Origin of the sequence: Hymenobacter cavernae, from assembly GCF_014641455.1 — a bacterium.
Classification (GTDB): Bacteria; Bacteroidota; Bacteroidia; order Cytophagales; family Hymenobacteraceae; genus Hymenobacter; species Hymenobacter cavernae.
Window position 1 is genome coordinate 569,658 of record NZ_BMHT01000003.1, and the last position, 18,296, is coordinate 587,953.

At 56.9% G+C, this 18,296-nt stretch carries 16 protein-coding genes; 10 read left to right on the forward strand and 6 right to left on the reverse strand.

Annotation, left to right across the window (positions count from 1 at the left end):
• Positions 1 to 10: 10 nt before the first annotated feature.
• Positions 11 to 1,945, forward strand: coding sequence for a KUP/HAK/KT family potassium transporter (locus tag IEX74_RS10650; protein ID WP_188813859.1), 1,935 nt, complete (start codon positions 11 to 13; stop codon positions 1,943 to 1,945).
• Positions 1,946 to 2,028: 83 nt separating this feature from the next.
• On the opposite strand, the gene IEX74_RS10655 is transcribed toward IEX74_RS10650, so the two are convergent.
• Positions 2,029 to 3,867, reverse strand: a complete 1,839-nt coding sequence (locus IEX74_RS10655) for a M61 family metallopeptidase (protein WP_229755201.1) — start codon at positions 3,865 to 3,867, stop codon at positions 2,029 to 2,031.
• Between the two features lie 230 nt (positions 3,868 to 4,097).
• On the opposite strand from IEX74_RS10655, the gene IEX74_RS10660 reads away from it, so the two are divergent.
• Together IEX74_RS10660 and IEX74_RS10665 are read left to right on the forward strand one after the other, a co-directional pair.
• On the forward strand, positions 4,098 to 4,655 hold the full coding sequence (locus IEX74_RS10660; protein ID WP_188813861.1) for a C40 family peptidase: 558 nt from the start codon (positions 4,098 to 4,100) through the stop codon (positions 4,653 to 4,655).
• Between the two features lie 712 nt (positions 4,656 to 5,367).
• Positions 5,368 to 5,808 (forward strand): DUF2147 domain-containing protein, encoded by a 441-nt coding sequence (locus IEX74_RS10665; RefSeq protein ID WP_188813863.1) that lies wholly within the window; start codon positions 5,368 to 5,370, stop codon positions 5,806 to 5,808.
• Positions 5,809 to 5,914: 106 nt separating this feature from the next.
• Here IEX74_RS10665 and IEX74_RS10670 read toward each other — a convergent pair whose 3' ends face one another.
• Complete coding sequence (locus IEX74_RS10670) at positions 5,915 to 6,382, reverse strand: hypothetical protein (RefSeq protein ID WP_188813865.1); 468 nt, start codon at positions 6,380 to 6,382, stop codon at positions 5,915 to 5,917.
• Between the two features lie 124 nt (positions 6,383 to 6,506).
• Between IEX74_RS10670 and IEX74_RS10675 the strand changes: the two genes are divergently transcribed.
• The 3 genes from IEX74_RS10675 to IEX74_RS10685 all read left to right on the forward strand — a co-directional run bounded on the left by IEX74_RS10675 (position 6,507) and on the right by IEX74_RS10685 (position 7,989).
• On the forward strand, positions 6,507 to 7,145 hold the full coding sequence (locus IEX74_RS10675) for a hypothetical protein (RefSeq protein WP_188813868.1): 639 nt from the start codon (positions 6,507 to 6,509) through the stop codon (positions 7,143 to 7,145).
• A 92-nt stretch (positions 7,146 to 7,237) separates the two neighbouring features.
• Positions 7,238 to 7,546, forward strand: coding sequence for a hypothetical protein (locus IEX74_RS10680; protein WP_188813870.1), 309 nt, complete (start codon positions 7,238 to 7,240; stop codon positions 7,544 to 7,546).
• Positions 7,547 to 7,647: 101 nt separating this feature from the next.
• A complete protein-coding gene (locus IEX74_RS10685) occupies positions 7,648 to 7,989 on the forward strand; it encodes a hypothetical protein (protein ID WP_188813872.1) in 342 nt (113 codons plus the stop codon).
• Positions 7,990 to 8,136: 147 nt separating this feature from the next.
• On the opposite strand, the gene IEX74_RS10690 is transcribed toward IEX74_RS10685, so the two are convergent.
• Positions 8,137 to 10,143, reverse strand: coding sequence for a M1 family aminopeptidase (locus tag IEX74_RS10690; protein ID WP_188813874.1), 2,007 nt, complete (start codon positions 10,141 to 10,143; stop codon positions 8,137 to 8,139).
• A 198-nt stretch (positions 10,144 to 10,341) separates the two neighbouring features.
• On the opposite strand from IEX74_RS10690, the gene IEX74_RS10695 reads away from it, so the two are divergent.
• The gene (locus IEX74_RS10695; RefSeq protein ID WP_188813876.1) at positions 10,342 to 12,576 is read left to right on the forward strand and encodes a T9SS type B sorting domain-containing protein; all 2,235 of its coding nucleotides are present in this window, start codon (positions 10,342 to 10,344) and stop codon (positions 12,574 to 12,576) included.
• Between the two features lie 97 nt (positions 12,577 to 12,673).
• On the opposite strand, the gene IEX74_RS10700 is transcribed toward IEX74_RS10695, so the two are convergent.
• From IEX74_RS10700 to IEX74_RS10710, 3 genes are all read right to left on the reverse strand, one after another.
• Complete coding sequence (locus IEX74_RS10700; RefSeq protein ID WP_188813878.1) at positions 12,674 to 13,315, reverse strand: cytochrome c oxidase subunit 3; 642 nt, start codon at positions 13,313 to 13,315, stop codon at positions 12,674 to 12,676.
• A 178-nt stretch (positions 13,316 to 13,493) separates the two neighbouring features.
• On the reverse strand, positions 13,494 to 13,835 hold the full coding sequence (locus tag IEX74_RS10705; RefSeq protein ID WP_188813880.1) for a hypothetical protein: 342 nt from the start codon (positions 13,833 to 13,835) through the stop codon (positions 13,494 to 13,496).
• Entirely contained in the window at positions 13,828 to 14,091 is a 264-nt protein-coding gene (locus IEX74_RS10710) for a hypothetical protein (RefSeq protein ID WP_188813882.1), read from the reverse strand. The genes IEX74_RS10705 and IEX74_RS10710 overlap by 8 nt, the downstream gene beginning before the upstream one ends.
• 234 nt (positions 14,092 to 14,325) lie before the next feature.
• Between IEX74_RS10710 and IEX74_RS10715 the strand changes: the two genes are divergently transcribed.
• The 3 genes from IEX74_RS10715 to IEX74_RS10725 all read left to right on the forward strand — a co-directional run bounded on the left by IEX74_RS10715 (position 14,326) and on the right by IEX74_RS10725 (position 18,062).
• A complete protein-coding gene (locus IEX74_RS10715; protein WP_188813884.1) occupies positions 14,326 to 15,162 on the forward strand; it encodes a TapB family protein in 837 nt (278 codons plus the stop codon).
• A 180-nt stretch (positions 15,163 to 15,342) separates the two neighbouring features.
• On the forward strand, positions 15,343 to 17,409 hold the full coding sequence (gene ligA, locus IEX74_RS10720) for an NAD-dependent DNA ligase LigA (RefSeq protein WP_188813886.1): 2,067 nt from the start codon (positions 15,343 to 15,345) through the stop codon (positions 17,407 to 17,409).
• 275 nt (positions 17,410 to 17,684) lie between these two features.
• On the forward strand, positions 17,685 to 18,062 hold the full coding sequence (locus tag IEX74_RS10725) for a rhodanese-like domain-containing protein (protein ID WP_188813888.1): 378 nt from the start codon (positions 17,685 to 17,687) through the stop codon (positions 18,060 to 18,062).
• Positions 18,063 to 18,296 lie beyond the last annotated feature (234 nt).

Sequence of the window (18,296 nt, forward strand, 5' to 3'; positions counted from 1 at the left end):
CTACTCATTCATGGACGCCAAACACCAGCACTCCGCTATTTCAACCGCTGGTCTGCTCATCGCCCTCGGCATCATCTACGGCGACATTGGTACTTCGCCGCTGTACGTGATGAAGGCTATTGTACCGGGCGTAATTGACCCACGCCTGGTGTACGGCGGCATCTCCTGCGTCCTCTGGACGCTGACGCTGCAAACCACCGTTAAGTACGTGATACTCACCCTTAATGCCGACAACAACGGGGAGGGTGGCATTTTCTCGCTCTACGCCCTGGTACGCCGCCGGGCGGCGTGGCTCACCATCCCTGCCATCGTGGGTGGCGCGGCTCTGCTGGCCGACGGCGTTATTACGCCCCCAATTTCGGTTTCGTCGGCTATTGAAGGGTTGCAGGCCGTATATCCTAGCCTGAACACCGTCCCGATTGTCATTGCCATTCTACTCGGCTTGTTCCTATTACAAAGCTTTGGGACTCAGATTGTTGGCAAAGCTTTCGGACCCATTATGTTTGTCTGGTTTTCGATGCTGGCGGTGCTAGGCACTTCCTTCATCATCCAGCACCCTAGTATTCTGAAAGCGGCCAATCCGTACTACGCCTACGAGTTGCTGGTCGAGTATCCGGGCGGCTTCTGGCTGCTAGGTTCCGTGTTTCTGTGCACCACGGGGGCCGAAGCACTGTACTCAGACCTAGGTCACTGCGGCAAGGGCAACATCCGCCTCAGCTGGGGTTTTGTGAAACTCTGCCTGCTGCTCAACTACTTCGGGCAGGGCGCTTGGCTGCTGGCTCATCAAGGCGAAAAGCTAGCCGGTCGCAACCCTTTTTATGAGCTGATGCCCGATTGGTTTCTGCTCATCGGTATTGGCATCGCTACGATTGCCGCCATCATTGCTTCACAGGCCTTGATTACGGGTTCGTTCACGCTGGTAGCGGAAGCTATCCGTTTGAATATGTGGCCGAAAGTAAAGCTCAACTACCCAACCGATGTAAAAGGTCAGTTATACGTGCCGAGCATGAACCGGCTGCTGCTCATCGGCTGTATTGCGGTGGTGCTGTACTTCCAGAAGTCGGAGCGCATGGAAGCGGCTTACGGCCTGGCCATCACGCTTACGATGTTGATGACTACTACGCTCCTGACGGTATGGCTGCGCGCCAAGCGCGTGCCGGTGCCGGTGGTAGCGTTGTTTGCGCTGGTTTATGCGCTCATTGAGGGCTCTTTCCTGGTCGCCAACCTTATCAAGTTCCCGCATGGCGGCTGGGTGTCGCTGGCCATCGGCACGGCGCTGGTTGGGGTGATGTACGTGTGGCTGCGGGCTTACTACATCAAGAAGCGCCTCACCGAATTCGTTAAGATTGAGCCGTACATGGAAGCGCTCAAGCAGCTCAGCAGCGACGAGACGGTGCCGAAATATTCCACGCACCTCGTGTTCATGACTTCGGCTGAGCGCACCTCCGAAATTGAGTCCAAAATCATCTACTCCATCTTCCAGAAGCGTCCGAAACGTGCGGATATCTACTGGTTTGTGCACGTTGATACCACCGACGAGCCCTACACGATGGAATATAAAGTGGTAGAGCTAGCCCCCGACGACGCTTTCCGCATCACATTCCGCCTAGGTTTCCGCGTGGAGCAGCGCATCAATCTCTACTTCCGCAAGGTGGTGGAAGACCTCGTGCGCAACAAGGAAGTGGACATCACCTCGCGCTACGAGTCCTTGAGCCGCCAGCACGTTACCGGCGATTTCCGCTTTGTGGTGCTGGAGAAATTCTTGTCGGTCGAGAATGAATTCCCGGTGGTCGAGAAGTTGGTGATGCAGGCCTACTTCTACATCAAGCAGTTCATTGCTTCCGAAGACAAATACTTTGGTTTAGATACCAGTTCGGTGAAAGTCGAGAAAGTGCCGCTGGTAATTACACCCGTACGCGACGTGGCCCTGAAGCGGATTTCGTAACTGCCGCTTACCTAGCCTTTGTCAACAGAAAAGCCTCGCTGAAATCAGCGAGGCTTTTCTGTTGGTATTTCTACTTCAGCAGCTTACGACTTTGCTCGTAGCCACTTGCGCAGCACGACAAGCTGCGCCTCCGTTGGGCTAGCCACCTGCTCGATACGATAGCGCCGCGCCGGGCTGGCCAGCAGCGGAAAGCGCAGCTCCTTCGGCTGCCCTTCCCGATTCACCATCAGACGCACTTCGCTGCCCACGGAGCGGTCGGCGAGCAGCTTGTTCAGGTCTTCGGTGACGCGGGTACCATCCAGGGTCAGGACTTCGTCGTTCACGTTCAGGCCGCCCTGCCAGGCGCTGCCATCACGCAGTACGCTGGTCACGACGTAACGCCCGCCGCTGGGGGTGCCCGCCGCGCTCAGGCTGACGCCCGTAGCTGCTAAGCTAGCTCCCAACGACGCGCCCGTCGCCTGGGCGACATTCAGAGTCAGACCAGCGTAGCCCAGCACGGTGCTATAGTCCAGCGTCTGGGTGCCGTAGACGCGGGTGAGGAAGAACTCATCGAAGCGCTGCCCGGCCACTTTCGCTACGGCATCCTGATACTCCTCATCGGTGAAGCCGCGCTTGCGCTTTTGGTAGTATTCGGCATAAAGGTAGCGCATCACATCGTCGAGGCTCTTCTGTCCTTGCGTCGCGTTGATAATCATCAGGTCGAGCGTTGCCCCGATTACCTCACCTTTATCGTAGTAGCTGATGCCGGTATTCGCCGAATTCTCGTTGGGCCGGTAGTACTTAATCCAGGCATCGAAGCTCGATTCGGCGGCTGATTGCACCTTGTTACCGGGCGTATTCTCCACGCGGCCAATGCTGTTACCTAGGTCGGCCAGGTAGCCTTCCGGCGTCACGACGCCGGCGCGCTGGTTGATGATGTTGCTGAAATACTCGGTTCCACCTTCGCTCACCCACAGCATGTGCGTGTAGTTTTCGTGGTCGTAGTCGAACGGCCCCAGGGCAATGGGGCGGATGCGCTTCACATTCCAAAGGTGGAAGTACTCATGCGCCACCAGCCCTAAGAAATCCTTAATGCCTTTCTCGGAGCTGTACGCCGTGCGCGACACCGACAACGTGGTAGAATATAGGTGCTCCAGACCACCCGTACCACGCTCAATGTTGTGCACAATAAACACGTAGCGGTCCAGCGGGTTCTGGCCGACTACCCGGTGTGCTTCCTCGCACACGCGCTTCATATCGGCAAGCAACCTAGCTTCGTCGTACAAAGCGTTGCCGTACATGGCTACCGTGTGCGGGGTGCCATTGGCCACGAACGACAGCACCTTGTGCGTGCCGATTTCAATGGGCGAGTCAGCCAGCTCGTCGTAGCTCGTCGAGCTGAACGTGAAGGGTGCCCCGCCAGCCACGGGCTTCAGGCTGGTTGAAACCTGCGTCCAGCCGGTAGCGGGCTGCACCGTGAGGGTGCTCGGCAGCATTTTGTTTTCAGCCGGGTACATGAATACGCTCGTGCCGTTCAGGTAGCCGTGCGAAGCATCAATGAAGCTGGTGCGCACGCTCAACTCGAAGGCGTACACTTTGTAGCGCACCGTAAAATCTTTGGCCCTCGGGTGATATACGCGCCACGTGTTCTTATCCATTTTCTCGGCGCGCAATGCTTGACCGCCAGCTTGGGCCGTGAAGCCTTCTACGTTCTTGGCAAACTCCCGCACGAGGTAAGAACCGGGAGCCCACACGGGCATTTTCACATCAGTATACTGCTTGCCGAAGCCACCCAGGGTCATTTCAACCTCAAAGTAGTGAGTTTGCGGCGCGGACATCGAAAGGGTGTAGCGCAGCGTGGGCGCCGCTAAAGCTAGGCTAAACTGACTCAGAATCAGCACCAGAGCCGCGACTAGCAGCAGGCGTAAACGTTTGGGGAGCATGAAGGGTGAACTGGTGAGATGGTGAACTAGTGAGATGGTGAGTAAAAACAAGGCCTCACCTACTTTTCCGACCCGAAAAAATGACAGAGGTTGCAAGATAACGCTTCGTTTTGCACGCATTATCTTGTTAAGTCTATTCCTACTACCTCACCACTCCCGGAACCCCGATCCTAGCTCCGCCGTTTGTCTGGGAGAACGGCAGCAGCCTCACGCCGCTACGACCGAAACTTATGCGCTACGTCTGGATTACCTTCATTAGTCTGACTCTGGTGCTACTCGGCCTGATTGGTTGGCGGCATAGCCAGCCGATCCATGCGCCCGTGGCGACTCAAGCGGCCACCGATCTGCCGGTGCAGATGACTGCGCTGGTCCTGCCGCGTCCAGTGTCGCAGGCCGATAGCATCATCACCTTCGCGCTTAGGCAGCTAGGTTCGCCTTACACATATGCCGGCAGCACGCCACATGGCGGCTTCGATTGCTCAGGCTTCGTGATGTACGTGTATGGCCATTTCGACATTGCCATGCCGCATTCCACGGCGCAACTGATCAACGTGGGGCGCGAGGTGCCGCGCCAACAGGCCCGCAAGGGCGATATTGTGGTATTCACGGGCACGGCGGCCACTTCCACTATACCGGGTCACGCTGGCATTGTCATTTCCAATCCAGGTGAGCCGATCCGGTTTGTGCACGCTTCCTCGGCCCGCCGCGACTCCGGCGTGAAGATCAGCGAAGTAGCAGGCACCGACTACGAGCGCCGCTTTATGAGCGTACGGCGAGTGATTAGGTGAATTGGTGAGGTGGTGAACTGGTGAGTTGCTGTCCAAACTCCGCGATTCACACAAACAGAACAGCAAACTCACCAGTTCACCAATTCACCTATAAAAAGCGATACCCGGTTCGCCTATGCAGAACCTCACTTCGGAGGCTGCTGGGCAAACCGGGTATCTAATCCTTCAAATCTTACCAAGCGACGAGTCTGGGGTACAGCCCCGTCATCCTTGGAGGTAAGACCTTGCCAGAATGCGGGAACACGCCCTGAGGGGCTAACAGATGTTCCGCGCGAAAGCTGTTGTTAAGCGCGTCCGGCGGTGAAGCAGACTACATTCGACAGGCTTGGCAGGATTTGGTTGGGACTACTAGACATTTTGTACCTCCTTTCTTTACGTTCGACATCTCCTCACCCGTGTTACCCAGCACCTTAGGGCTTGCTTGGGTGAGGCTGTAGCACTCACTACTGGTTGGTAAAGTTAAAAGCGGGCCGGATGGTTCAAAACAAAAACCTCATTTTTTAAGCAAATCCGGTAGCTTTTCTTCCAGCCCCTTGATTGTCAGGTAGTTTTTGTTCAAAAAAATTCGGGCATTACCACTTTAGCCTGCTAAAAGATCTTTAGCCAGGTCTGCAGATGCTCTAACTACCTAGGTACACCCTAGGATATTATCACAGATTAGAAACTTTTGAAGTATCTTTTTCCCACAAAACCCATTCAATCTTTTCCTAACATGAAAAAACACTTGTTCCTCTGCCTGGCATTTCTACTGGGCTTTACGGGAATAGCCTCCGCACAGAAGCTCTCGCCTCTGGGCTTGTGGACCAACGCCGACAAAAAAGCTACCTTCGAAATCTATAAGTGCGGCGATAAGCTCTGCGGCAAGATTATCACGGTGGCGGCCCCCAACGACCCGGCGACCGGCAAGCCGAAATTAGATAAGAACAACCCTGAACCTAAGCTTCGCACGCAGCCACTGCTAGGGTTGGTTTTCATGCGGGACTTTTCCTACGATAGCGAGAACAAGTGGGACGACGGTAAGATCTACGATCCCGAGAACGGCAAAACCTATTCGTGCTACATGAAAGTGCTAAACGCTACGACGATGGAAGTAAAAGGCTACATCGGCTTCTCCGTGATTGGGCGCTCCCAAACCTGGACGCGGGTTAAATAGAGCTTAGGGGCTACTTTTAAAAAGCCAGGTTGCAAAAGAGCTGCATGAACTCATTCATGCAGCTCTTCTTTTATCTTCCCTGTCCTGAGACCCAGGTACTAAGCACCTAAAAAATAGCCTCGATGCGGTAGGGCTTACCGCGGAAGTTGAAGGTCTGACCGACGCGGCTTTTGGCCATGGCTTGGTACATGGGCGAGAAGGCCGAAATGGCAAAATATTTTTCGCCTTCCACCGCAATTTCGCCCAGGCTTACCGCAATGTAGAAGCGTTGGGCGTTGGTAACTACAATGTTACCCAGGCCGGGTTCTTCGCGGGGCGTGCGGGTTTCGGGCAGGCGCTGTAGCACCTGCAAGCTGCTGAGCGCCTCGTCGAGCTGGCGGGCGTAGAGGTCGCGCTGAATCTGGCAGGCCTCCCGGAACGACTCGAACTTATCTTCAATGGCGCCCTGGCTTTCGTTGGCGCTTTCCTGCACATCGAGCATGGCCTGGCGGGCCGTATCCGCCTTTTGCTGCTGCACGCGGCGGCACTCGGCCAAGAGCTGTTGTTTGAGCGTAGTAGGTTCTTTGGTCGTCATGGTATGGTTTTGAGTGGGATAGATCAGGACGCAAAAGACGCAGCTGCCAGCAGGCAAGATGCAATGGGATAGAGAAAACTATTTCAGGCGGCTAGTGTTTGTCCTTCAAGTAGTAACCTCAGCCTTGTTTAAGCTTTTCAACGACCTTTTTTCGCGTCGCTCTTCTCCCACCTCCAAGAGCGAATGGCAACCCCTGACTCGGACCGCCGCCGAGCAGCGGGCGCATACCCAATGGGTAGCTCAACAGGTATACCTCAACTGGGCCGGCCCTTATTTTAAGGCCTACCACTTCTGCAAAGCTCACATTACCAGCGGCCAAGGCCTGCGCGCGCAGCTCCTGAATGACGGCGGCCGACACGGTGCCGTGTTCTTCTACGACACGAGCATCGGGCCCGGCAACTTTCAGCACTTCTTCGATTTTCTGCGCGACCGAGTGCTGGACCTAGGTTACAACCTCTCTACCTCCGACCAGCGCACGCACCACCAGCCAAGCTACACCGAGACGATTTACAAGCACTTTCTGAAGCCGCAACCCAAGGATTGCACCGAAACTGGCCGCTGCAATCAGCGTTTCGGCACGGTCACGATTGATCTGGTGATGATTAATAAGCAGCCTGGCTTTATTCGCTTCTCCAGCAACCCCTACCAGGACGCCATCTTTACCCCCGCGCACACCTTCGATGAGCTGCTGGATCTGGTGCTGAATCTGCCGGCTGCACCGGCTGAGGTTCAAGCTAAGATTAAGCAGTACGCGAAGGGTTAGTAAGCAGCCTAGGCAGCAGGCCATTATAGGTCTTTTGTTCTATTTTAGACTTCCTTACGAGACCAAGCTACCAGCCTCCTATAAGCTAGTATATGCCTGAACACCAAGAGCGAGAAGTTAAAAGAGGCTTTTGGCACTATGACGGGCTCCTGCGTAAAGGAATCCTCATTCAGGCCATCAACTACGATTACTGGTATGAATTAGAACAGGAGGAAGGAGTTGATCAAACAGGAGAAACCCCGCAGTTGAATGCACAGGGAGAGATGTACATGCTGCTCTGGATGGACCAGACCTTTACCACGCGTGAAAGCTTCACAGTAGGAGGATTAGACTTAGCAGAAACCCTCGCATTAGCAGAATCCATCGTACGGCAACCAATTGAATGGCTGGTAACTGAGTAATAAGGGAAAAATCCTCTCTACTTGGCATAGCCTTTACTTCTCGGACAGCGAATCTTTAGCTCCATAAGCCAGAGACTTCTAGCTACTACTTTTTCTCCCACATGGCTGACCGCAAAGGAAATCTGCTGCTCTTGCTGCTCTTGCTCCTACCGCTCGGAGCTTTCGCGCATGGGGAAGAAATTCTAGAAACTGTTTTCCTACAGATCAGCTCGTTCTTCCTCTTCCTAGTAACGGTTCTCTTAATTAGAATATCCTACGCTAAAAAAGCACTGCTGGTCACTATTTACCTGCTTGCAACCTTCTTGGTGTGGAGGCTGACGGACGAATGGCCTTATTATGATACTCGACGCTTAATTAATGTCTTAGTAGGAGCTGTTCCACTCGGCAGCACCTTGGTGGCCTATGGGCTACTAATGGTTATCCAAAAAGCTAAAGAAGGCTAGCTTTCATGATTCTTGAAAAAGTTGCTCAACATAGTGGTAGTTATAAATACAATCTCAATAAACCCCATTACTCACATTTCTAATCCGCTTAAACAAAAACAAACCCAGCTCTCCTCAAAAGTCAAGAAGAGCTAGGTCTGTCTAGAGTTATTCCCGCACGAAACGCCCGCGCAGTACCTCACCCGTTGCGGTGGTGAAGCGCAGCTGATACAGCCCCGAGGCTAAAGCACGCGTATCCAGTTGCTGCTGCTCGGCGCGCATTGTTTGGCGCAGCACGACGCGCCCTGTGGCATCCAGCACTTCGGCCGTAGCCGCCGTACGACCCAAACCTAGGTCGGGCAGTTGGAGGAAGTCGTGGCAGGGGTTGGGGTAAACGTGCAGCGGAGCCGCCTGGGCCAGCGCCTTATTGGCCAGCACCAGGGTATTGTCGCGCACGATGGTGCCCACGCCGTTGAGCACCCACTGATTTGGGTCTAGGTCGATGCTGCTGACGGTGCCCGCCGCCGGTACGCTGAACGAGGAAACCGCCTGCCCTTGCCGTAAGCGCACGATCTGGCTGGTGCCGTTGCTGTAGCTGACGCGGTAGTCGAGGTCGGTATCGAAGAAGGGCGTGGCGCTCGGGAAAGAGGCCGTTTCGGTGGTTTGCAGGTACAGGCTAGCCCCAACCTGATTCCAGCGCACGCTGAACGTAGGATAGCCCCGCCCAACGTACCACTGCTGGAAGAAGTAGGTGAGCGAACGGCCCGCTTCGGCCTCAAAAACGCGTTGCAAGTCGCTGGTGCGGGCGGTGCTACCACGGTAGATAGTCTGATACGTACGCAGCGCCCGGAAGAACTTGGTGTCGTCGTTGAGCAGGTAGCGCAGCATGTGAACCACGGCCGCGCCCTTCTTGTAGCTCAGCGCCGAGTTGAAGATGCGGTTGGTGTTGGTGGTATCGGTCACGAGCACGCTGCCGTTGTTATTCATAGCGCTGCTATGCGCCTGGTCCATCCAAGGCCTAGCATTACCGGGGATAAAGCGCTGGTAGGAAAGATATTCCCCGTAAGACGCAAAGCCTTCATTGAGCCAGATATCCTGCCACGAAGCGCAGGTCACGTTGTCGCCAAACCATTGGTGAAACAGCTCGTGGGCCGTGAGCGTGAAGTCGAAGCCGTCCTGCGTGGTCATGGTCTGGTGCTCCATGCCGCCCCCGAGCGGGGCCATGCTATGCCCGTATTTCTCGTCGGCAAACGGATACAAGCCCACCAGCGACGAGTAGTTTTCGATGAAGCCCGGCGTGCGGTCAATCTCAACCTTATACGAATCCAGGGCCGCCGCATTATACACGTAGTTGACGATAGGAATCCTAGGTCCGCCGGCTGGATTAGCGTAGTTCACATACTCCACGTAGGGACCAACAGCCACCGAAATCAGATAATAATCAATCGGATGGCGCGACTTCCACTCGTGGCGGCTCTTGTTGCCGGGCAGCGGCGTTACACGTTCCAGCACACCGTTGGAACCGACTTTGTTCGGGTTGCTTGTCGTTACCCAAACGTCCGATGAATCGGCTTTGTCGGTGAGCACCTGCTTGCAGGGCCACCACTCGTAGGCCCCGAAAGGCTCGCTCAGGCTCCAGGTCACGTCTACGTTCCAGGGCGCCCGGCGGCCGGTGTTCAGGGCATTACCGATAGCCGCGCCGCCAGTGTTGCTGTTGGGCGCAATGCCCCGGTAATAGATCAAGGCGTTGAACACCGTGTTGCCCGCCACTGCGCTACTTAGGCCCGCCGTTACGTCGCCGGCGGCGCGGCGCAGGCCCGGCGAGCGGCGCCCATTCACCACCACCGAGTCGATGGTAAAGGTCGGGTACAGTTCGAAAGCCAGAGAGTCGAGCGTCTGTTTAGCACGCGCCTGCATCCGAACAACACCACCAACGGCGCGCGAATTATTTTCCAGGGAAATATCAAGCTTGTAGTAGCTTACGTCGTAGCGCTCCATCTTCTGCCGATGGCGCACGGTGGTAGCTGGCTCGAACCGGGCAGCCGCTACGTGTCCGGCTGCGCACCGTTCTGCCGCATCCAGGAAGCTGCCGGACGGAGGGCTAGGTTCCTGCCCCCACGCCGGGGACGTCATTAAAAGCAAGCTGGCAAAAGCTGAGTAAAAGTATTGACGCATACGAAAGTGGTGAGATGGTGAAGTGGTGAAGTGGTGAATTAGCGAGATAGTGAACTGAGGAAGAATAAGATGTAAATAAGAGAAAATATAAATAAACTCTTTGCAAGAAGATTCAACACCGCTCCATTTCACCACTTCGCCATCTCACCATATTGCTTATCTTTCGAGAGAAGCTATTTACCTGCTAACCTGCTACCTATGCCAAATTCGTACTCCTTTTTCTTCTCAAAACGCTTGTTGCTTCTGCTGCCCTTCTTGTTCCTGCTGCGGACCGGGCAGGCGACGCACATCGTTGGGGGCGAGTTGGAACTGCAATACCGCTCCGGCAACACCTACCGCTTGACGCTAAACCTGTACTTCGATGCCATTAACGGCAACCGGAGCGCGGAAGCACTCAGCCTGACAGCAAGTATTTTCGCTAAAACCAGCAACCAGCGGATGCAGAACGTGCGGCTGCCGCGCGTCAGCGACACCTTCGTGGCGTATTCTAACCCGGCCTGCACGATACCTAGCCTCAGCACGCGCCTGATGGTGTACACCAGCGACGTGGAGCTGCCGGCCGCCGTCTACTCAAACCCCAGCGGCTACTACGTGGCCGTGGAAAGCTGCTACCGCAACAACGGCATCAGCAACATCGTAAATCCGGGCGGTTCCGGGCAGGCGTTCTACCTCGATTTTCCGGCCGTCGTGCGCAATGGCCGGCCCTTCATCAACTCAACGCCGCATATTTTTCCGCCCCTGAGCGACTATGCCTGCCGGGGCGAGCTGTTTTACTACAACTTTGGCGGGCAGGATGCCGATGGCGATTCGCTGGTGTACGAGCTGGCGACGCCGCTGAATGGCCACTGCGGCGCGGGCAACACCATGCCGATTCAGGCCGAACCGCTGCCGTACGATCCTATCCGCTGGCTGCCGGGCTTCAGCGAGCAGAATCAGATTCCGGGAGCGCCAGCTCTCTCTGTCGGCCGCACGACAGGCCGCCTGGAGGTGCGCCCTACGCAGCTTGGCTTGTTTGTTTTCAGCATCCGGTGCAGCGAATACCGCAACGGGGAAAAGATCGGGGAAGTGCGCCGCGACTTTCAGTTGAAGGTTATTACCTGCTCTTCCAATACCGACCCGAGCGTGCAGGTGCTAAAGCCCGGCACCCGCACCCTCTACCAGGCCAGTCGCGACACGCTGCGCCTGGTAGAGGGCAGCAACCGCTGCCTGAACCTGCGCTTCACCGACTCGGACCCGGCATCGACGCTCACGTTGTCGCTGAGTCCAGTTAACTTCTCGGGCCTGCTTCCCACCCTCAGCACCGTGCAGGGAACCGTACGCACGCCCGGCGCCCCCGACACCCTGGCTTCGCAGCTTTGCTTCCCTACGTGCTTCGATACCAAGGGGAAAGTGTATCTGCTCGATGTGATTGTGGCCGACAATGGCTGTAGCCTGCCCCGCCGCGACACGGTGCGCGTCGCCTTCACGGCCAAGCCCGAGCCGAACACCGCCCCACTCCTGACCACCAGCGCGGCCCTGCCCCTGCGCGTGCACCTAGGTGATGTGGTTACCTTCGACGTTGTTGCCACCGACCCGGACAATGACGCTGTAACGCTGGACATGACCGGGCGCAACTTTACGCCCGCGAACCTAGGGGCGCAGTTTACGCCCGGCGCCGGCACTGCCAATACCAGCCGCGGGCGCTTCTCGTGGCGCGTGACATGCGCGGCCGTTGGCACATCGCTCTACGAGTTTGTGTTCACAGCAGCGGCTTCACCCTGCGCTGAGCGTCAGGCTACTACCGTGGTCATACCCATTCAGGTGGAGTACATCAACGGCCCGCCGGTGCTCACCTCTACCCTACCCCCGACAGAGCCTAATGCCACCGCGGTTGCCGTGGTGCGACGGCCGCTGGGCGGCACCTACGAGGCCACCCTCACCGCTCTGGACATCGACCAGGATGCGCTGGTGCTGTCGGCGACCGGCAACGGCTTTGACCTGGCTCCGCTTGGCATGAGCTTCGTGCCGGTGAATGCCAATGGCCGGGCACAGGCTATTTTTCGCTGGGAGCCTTCCTGCGAAGCCGTGGCCCGCGGTGGCCTAGAGGTGACGTTCCGGTTGCAGGAAGCCAGCTGCTCGCCCAGAACCATCACCCGCACCGTGCGCTTCGAAGTGTTCAGCACCGACACGGCCTCGTTTCTGCCGGCCAATGTCTTCACGCCCAATGGCGACCAGAAAAACGACTTCTTCGAGCTGCCGAGTCTGCCCCCCGATTTCTGCGGCTCCTACCTGGCGAGTATCAAAATCTTCACCCGCTGGGGCAATGAGGTATACCGCACCACCAACCGCGACCTGCATTGGGATGGCCACGGTCTGCCGGCCGGCGTGTACTACTACCTGATTGAATACACGGACAAGAAACGCTTCCGCGGCACGGTCACTATCGTCAAGTAGCTGTTTTGTAGAACCTAGCTTTGTATTCTAAAACACAGAAGCCCTGATGATGCGCATCAGGGCTTCTTTCATTTTTTTCTACAAAACCAGCCAGCGGCTAATAAAGGAACAGGAACAACATAAACAAACCCAGCCAAAGCACATCAATAAAGTGCCAGTACACCGTGAGCATGCGCAGCTGAAGGCGGCGGTAAGGGTTGCGGATGAATACCAGGGTACGCACCGCGTCGCGGGAGGCGTGCAGGGTGCGCAGCAGCAGCACCAGCAAGAACACCAGTCCGCCCAGCACGTGCGCGATGTGCAGGCCCGAAATTAGGTAGATGTAGGTGTAGCTCGATTCGGAAGTGAAGAAGGCGCCTTGCGTAGCCAGCTCACGCCAACCTAGGATTTGCAGCCCTGTGAAGATAGCCCCGAGCAGCATCGTAGCGCCCAGGCACCGCACCAGGTTGCTGGTGTCGTCCTGCTGGTAGATGCGGCGGGCCTGGTTGACCGTGTAGCTGCTCACCAGCAGCACAATAGTGCTAATTGAGAAGTAGCGCGGAAATGGATGCAGCCCCGACGGCAAGGCGCTGAAGTAGCGGGTTTGGGCGTAAGCGCCCACCAAAATCACGAAGAGCACCGTGATGCCTACCATACCTAGGTACAGCAGCATCAGCAGCGGCGGCATGCGCTCCATGCGGGCAAAAGCGGAAGAGGTTCGGCGCGCACCGACTTTATTGCGTTCTTGATCGGAATTCATCAGCGGGAATGACAGCAGTGTGTTTTGGCAAACCAATCTGAGAGCCTTTAGTTCCGCGCTTCTTACTTCCGGCAAAGCAACTGGCCTCAGGGCAAGGTACGCAAAAATCAGGCGCTGCGAGCATCTGTTTTCGGGCGGCGCGACCTAGGTTAGCGGCGTTCCTAAAGGCACCTTTTCCTTAGTCGCCGCGGAAGAAAGAGCCGATCTTGCCGAGCACCGCGTGGAAGGTAATCTTCGGCGAGCGGCCCGCCCCGAACGTAACGTGGGTTTTGCCGGCCACGCGCAGCTCCAGCACCAGACCTAGCTCCCGGGCCAGGTCGTTGAGCTGCTGCAAGGGGTCGAATCCTTTCGGTTTTTTGGGTTTCTCGGGGCCGCTGCCCGGCGGGCCGCTGGTGAGCGTATCGAACACGCGCTGGCTGGGGAAGTTGATAATCAGGTAGCTGCCCGAGCCGGCTATCTGAATATCATCCCCATTGAACGAAACGACCAGGCGCGCGTCTATTTCGAGGCCGCTAGCCAAGGCGCGAGTTGGCGGCAGCCGCAGAACTCGAAACCGACGACGAACCCGTGGCCGGACTTTCCCCCCGCGTTTTGATGCGCAGCGAGCCATTCAGGCGCCAGGTTGCGGGCGCGGCATTCGGGTTCTGAGCATTCGGAACTTGCAGTTCGATCTGGTCGAAAGCGCAGGTCAGCTCCACGCCGCCGGAGAGTTTGGACAGCAGCGAAGCCGCCGTATCGGCCCAGCTTGGGGCACCTTGAGAAGTAGCGTCAGCCATGAGGTTTGGGGGTAAATAAACAGTGTAGGATGCAGCAAGAAACGTGTGGGAGCGGTGCGAGTTGCGCCACCCACCAAACCTAGGTTGCCGACGGCGTTTTGCCGCCGGCAACGTTAAGACAGAAAATCGACCCGACCAATTTATGGTTCAGCTCCAGGCAGCGAGTCTTTACAGAATCCAATCTGGAAAAATCTCGTAGTACTACTATTCTCTAGTAATCATCCTGTCTTTTGTATGATCCGCCCCGCCCTTTTCCGTCCCTTCCTTCTTTGCACCCTGGCTTGTCTGCCGCTGGCTTCGGCCCTGGCCCAAACGCCTGCCACCGGCCAACCCACCTCAGCAGCCGATGCCGGCGGCTGCATCCACCCGTTTGGCCTGGAAGATAACACCGAATACGTCTATCAGCTGCTCGACGGCGACGGCAAGGTTTCGGGCATTATTCGCAACCGAGTAGTGAGCCTGGGCTCTGAAACAAACAAAAAGCAGACAATTACCACCAATACGGTGCTGCTCAAGAGCGGCATCTATGACAAGAAACAACGCCTTGTTCATTCTCAGGATCTTACCTTTCGCTGCCGCCAGGATACCAGCTTCACCGACGGCTTGAGCGAAGTAAATTTTGATAACCTGAACCGCTTCCGCGACCGGCGCCTAGCCTACGCGCCGGTGCCGCTGGCGTGGCCCAATCAGCCCACTGTGGGCAGCGAGCTGCCGGGCGGCGGCGTCACGGTAGACGTCAGCAGCTCGGTGGTAGAAATTGCCAAGGTTTTCACCAAAGTGCAAAACCGCCGCGTGGTCAGCGACCTCAGTCCGGTAGTTACGCCGGCCGGCACTTTCCCGTGCTATAAGATAGAGTCGGAGCGGGAAATGGGAACCCTGGCCCGCGTGGACCTGATCCTGCGCAGCACCAGCAAAGTCGTTGACTACTACTCGCCTAACGTGGGCATTGTGAAAACCGAGATTTACGACAAAAAGGGCAAGATTGAGCAAACACGGGTTTTGGCTGAGCGCAACCTAGGTGGCAAGGTCACGCCGAGCACTGCCAAAGAGAAAATGAAAAAGAACGAGTAAGCCGCGCCTCAAGTGCTTTCTTCGGCCGGTCTCGATTTCGAATAACCTAGGACCTAGCTGCTTACTCCATCCTGCCAAACGGCTGCTCAACCTGGGCAGCCGTTTTGCGTTGGAACAAAGATCAGGTAACCCCGCCGGCCCCGTTTACATCATGGCCGGCCCCGAATACCTTTGCGGTCTATGCCTACTCCCGACTCCATTCAGCAGCAGATTCAGGCCCTCACCGAGCGCCTCCACCACCTAAATTACCAATATTATCAGCGCGACATCTCCGAGGTACCCGACCAGGAATTCGACCGCATGCTGGCCGAGCTGCAAGCGCTGGAAAAGCAGTATCCGGAATTTACCCTCCCCAACTCGCCCACCCAGCGCGTGGGCGGTACCATCACCAAGCAGTTCCCGACGGCGCTGCACCGCTACCCTATGCTGTCGTTGGGTAACACCTACTCCGAGGCCGACCTACGCGAGTTTGATGAGCGCGTGCGCCGCACCCTGGGCGATGATTTTGCCTACGTCTGTGAGCTGAAGTTCGACGGCGTGGCCATGAGTCTGACCTACGAAAACGGCCAGCTCACGCAAGGCGTCACGCGCGGCGACGGTACCCGCGGCGACGTGGTGACCAACAACGTGCGCACGATCAAAAACCTACCGCTGCACCTGCGCCCCTCCGCCAACCAGCCCCAGGAGTTTGAGGTCCGAGGCGAAATCTTTATGCCCCTGCCGGTATTTGCCGAGCTGAACGCCGAGCGCGAAGAAAACGGCGAAGCCTTGCTCGCCAACCCGCGCAACGCCGCCAGCGGCGCCCTCAAGCTGCAAGATTCGGCGCTGGTGGCGGCTCGCCGCCTGCGCTTTTTCGCGTATAGCTTCCTGAGCAGTACGCGCGGGGTGTTTCCCACGCACAGCGCCTCCCTTACCGCTCTGAATACCTGGGGCTTGCCTGTATCAGACACCTGGCGGCTGTGTCATTCGCTGGAGGAAGTGCTGGCCTTCGTGCACGAGTGGGACAAGAAGCGCTTCACGTTGCCGGTAGCTACCGATGGCATCGTGATTAAAGTAGATGACTTCCAACAGCAGGAAATCCTAGGCTACACCGCTAAGAGTCCGCGCTGGGCTATTGCCTATAAGTATCCGGCCGAAAAAGCCCGTACGCGCCTAAATACTATTCAGTATCAGGTGGGCCGCACGGGCGCCGTCACGCCGGTAGCCCTGCTCGACCCGGTGCCGCTGGCCGGCACCGTGGTAAAACGCGCTTCCGTGCACAATGCCAACCAGATTGCCGCCCTCGACCTGCGCCTGAACGATATGGTGTTCGTGGAAAAAGGCGGCGAAATCATTCCGAAGATCACCGGTGTTGATCTTTCGGCCCGCCCCGCCGACAGCCAGCCGATTCAGTACCCCACCGAGTGCCCCAGCTGCGGTACGCCCCTGGTTCGGGCGGAAGGCGAGGCGCACTTTCGCTGCCCCAATGAGCGGGGCTGTCCGCCCCAGCTCAAAGCCAAGCTGGAGCACTACGTATCGCGCAAGGCTCTGAACATTGACGGCCTGGGTGCTGAAACCATCGGCCGCTTCTTCGACCTAGGTTTGGTGCAAACGCCTGCTGACATCTACGACCTGCCCCAGCGCCGCGCCGAGCTGGTACAGTTGGAGCGCCTGGGCGAGAAGTCGATTCAGAACATGATTACGGGCATTGAGGCCAGCAAACAGGTTCCTTTCGACCGAGTGCTGTTTGGCCTAGGTATCCGTTACGTGGGCGAGACGGTGGCCGAAAAGCTGGTGAATCATTACCGCACCATCGATGCGCTGATAGCTGCTTCTATGACGGAGCTAGCCGCCGTGCCCGAAGTAGGCGGTGTCATTGCCGAATCGGTGGCGGCCTGGTTTGAGGATGAAGTTAATCGCCAACTGATTGAACGGCTGCGGTCTGCTGGGGTGCAAATGGTACTGACGGGCGAGCCACCCAAAGCCGTGAGCGACCGGCTGGCGGGCCTGACCTTCGTGCTGTCCGGCGTGTTCGAGCAACACAGCCGCGACGAGCTGCAACAGCTTATCCAGCAGAACGGTGGCAAGATTACGGGCTCCATCAGCAAGAAGCTCAGCTACCTGGTAGCCGGCGACAAAATGGGCCCGGCCAAGCGCGAGAAAGCCACCGAGCTGAAGGTGCCCATTATCAGCGAAACTGACCTGCTGGCGATGATTCCGGCCCTGGAAGACACTACCAGCGAGCTGGTCGATGACATCCTGCATTAACGGCGCTCGAACCTAGGTTTTGGTAAGTCTACTGGGCTTACTAAAACCTAGGTTGGTACCGCAACCGTTTGCATAAATTTTCTGCAACCGTTTGCATAATAAAAAATAGCTCTTACCTTAGTGCCATCAAACAGCCGCCCACTGGGCGCGGCGCTCCAACCGTGAGTCGGACCGGCTTCCACCCGGGCCCGTCAACCAACCTCCCACCCACTCCCACCCTTTGACTCACGGTTGTAGCGCCGCGCCCGGCGCTGCGTTTTGCGTAGCTTTGCCGCATGACTTCTTCACGCCTCCTCTGCTCCGTTGTTATTGCACTTTCCTTAGCTGGGTGTGCACAATCCCAAACACCCATTGAAGCACCAGCCACTACGGCGCAGCTCGTGCAGCAGCCAGACGTAGTAGTGCTCGACGTACGAACTCCCGACGAATACGCTGGCGGCCATTTACAGAATGCTCGTAACCTTGATTTCAAGGCTCCCGATTTTCCCACCCAGATTGCTCACCTGGATACCACCAAAACGTACGTACTCTACTGTGCCTCCGGCAACCGCAGCGGTAAAGCGATGGCCATGATGCAACAGCAGGGCTTCCGGAAAGTGGTGAATGCAGGCGGGTTCAAAACGCTGAAGGATAGCGGCCTAAAAACCCAATAACCCACCTTCCTGACGCAAAAAGGCCCTGATTGTGCCAGAACGAATTGTTCTGCACGATCAGGGCCTTTTTGCGTTAGCGCTTTCTACTTGCTCAAGCCAGGGGTAAAAGCCCCAGCGGGGTGGTATATCGGTAGAACATAACCTATAAAAGAAAACCAAGCCCCAGCGGGGCGACACCTAGGTTCCAACAACAGGTACCGCCCCACCTGGGGCTAGCGCCTACTCTCCAACCTA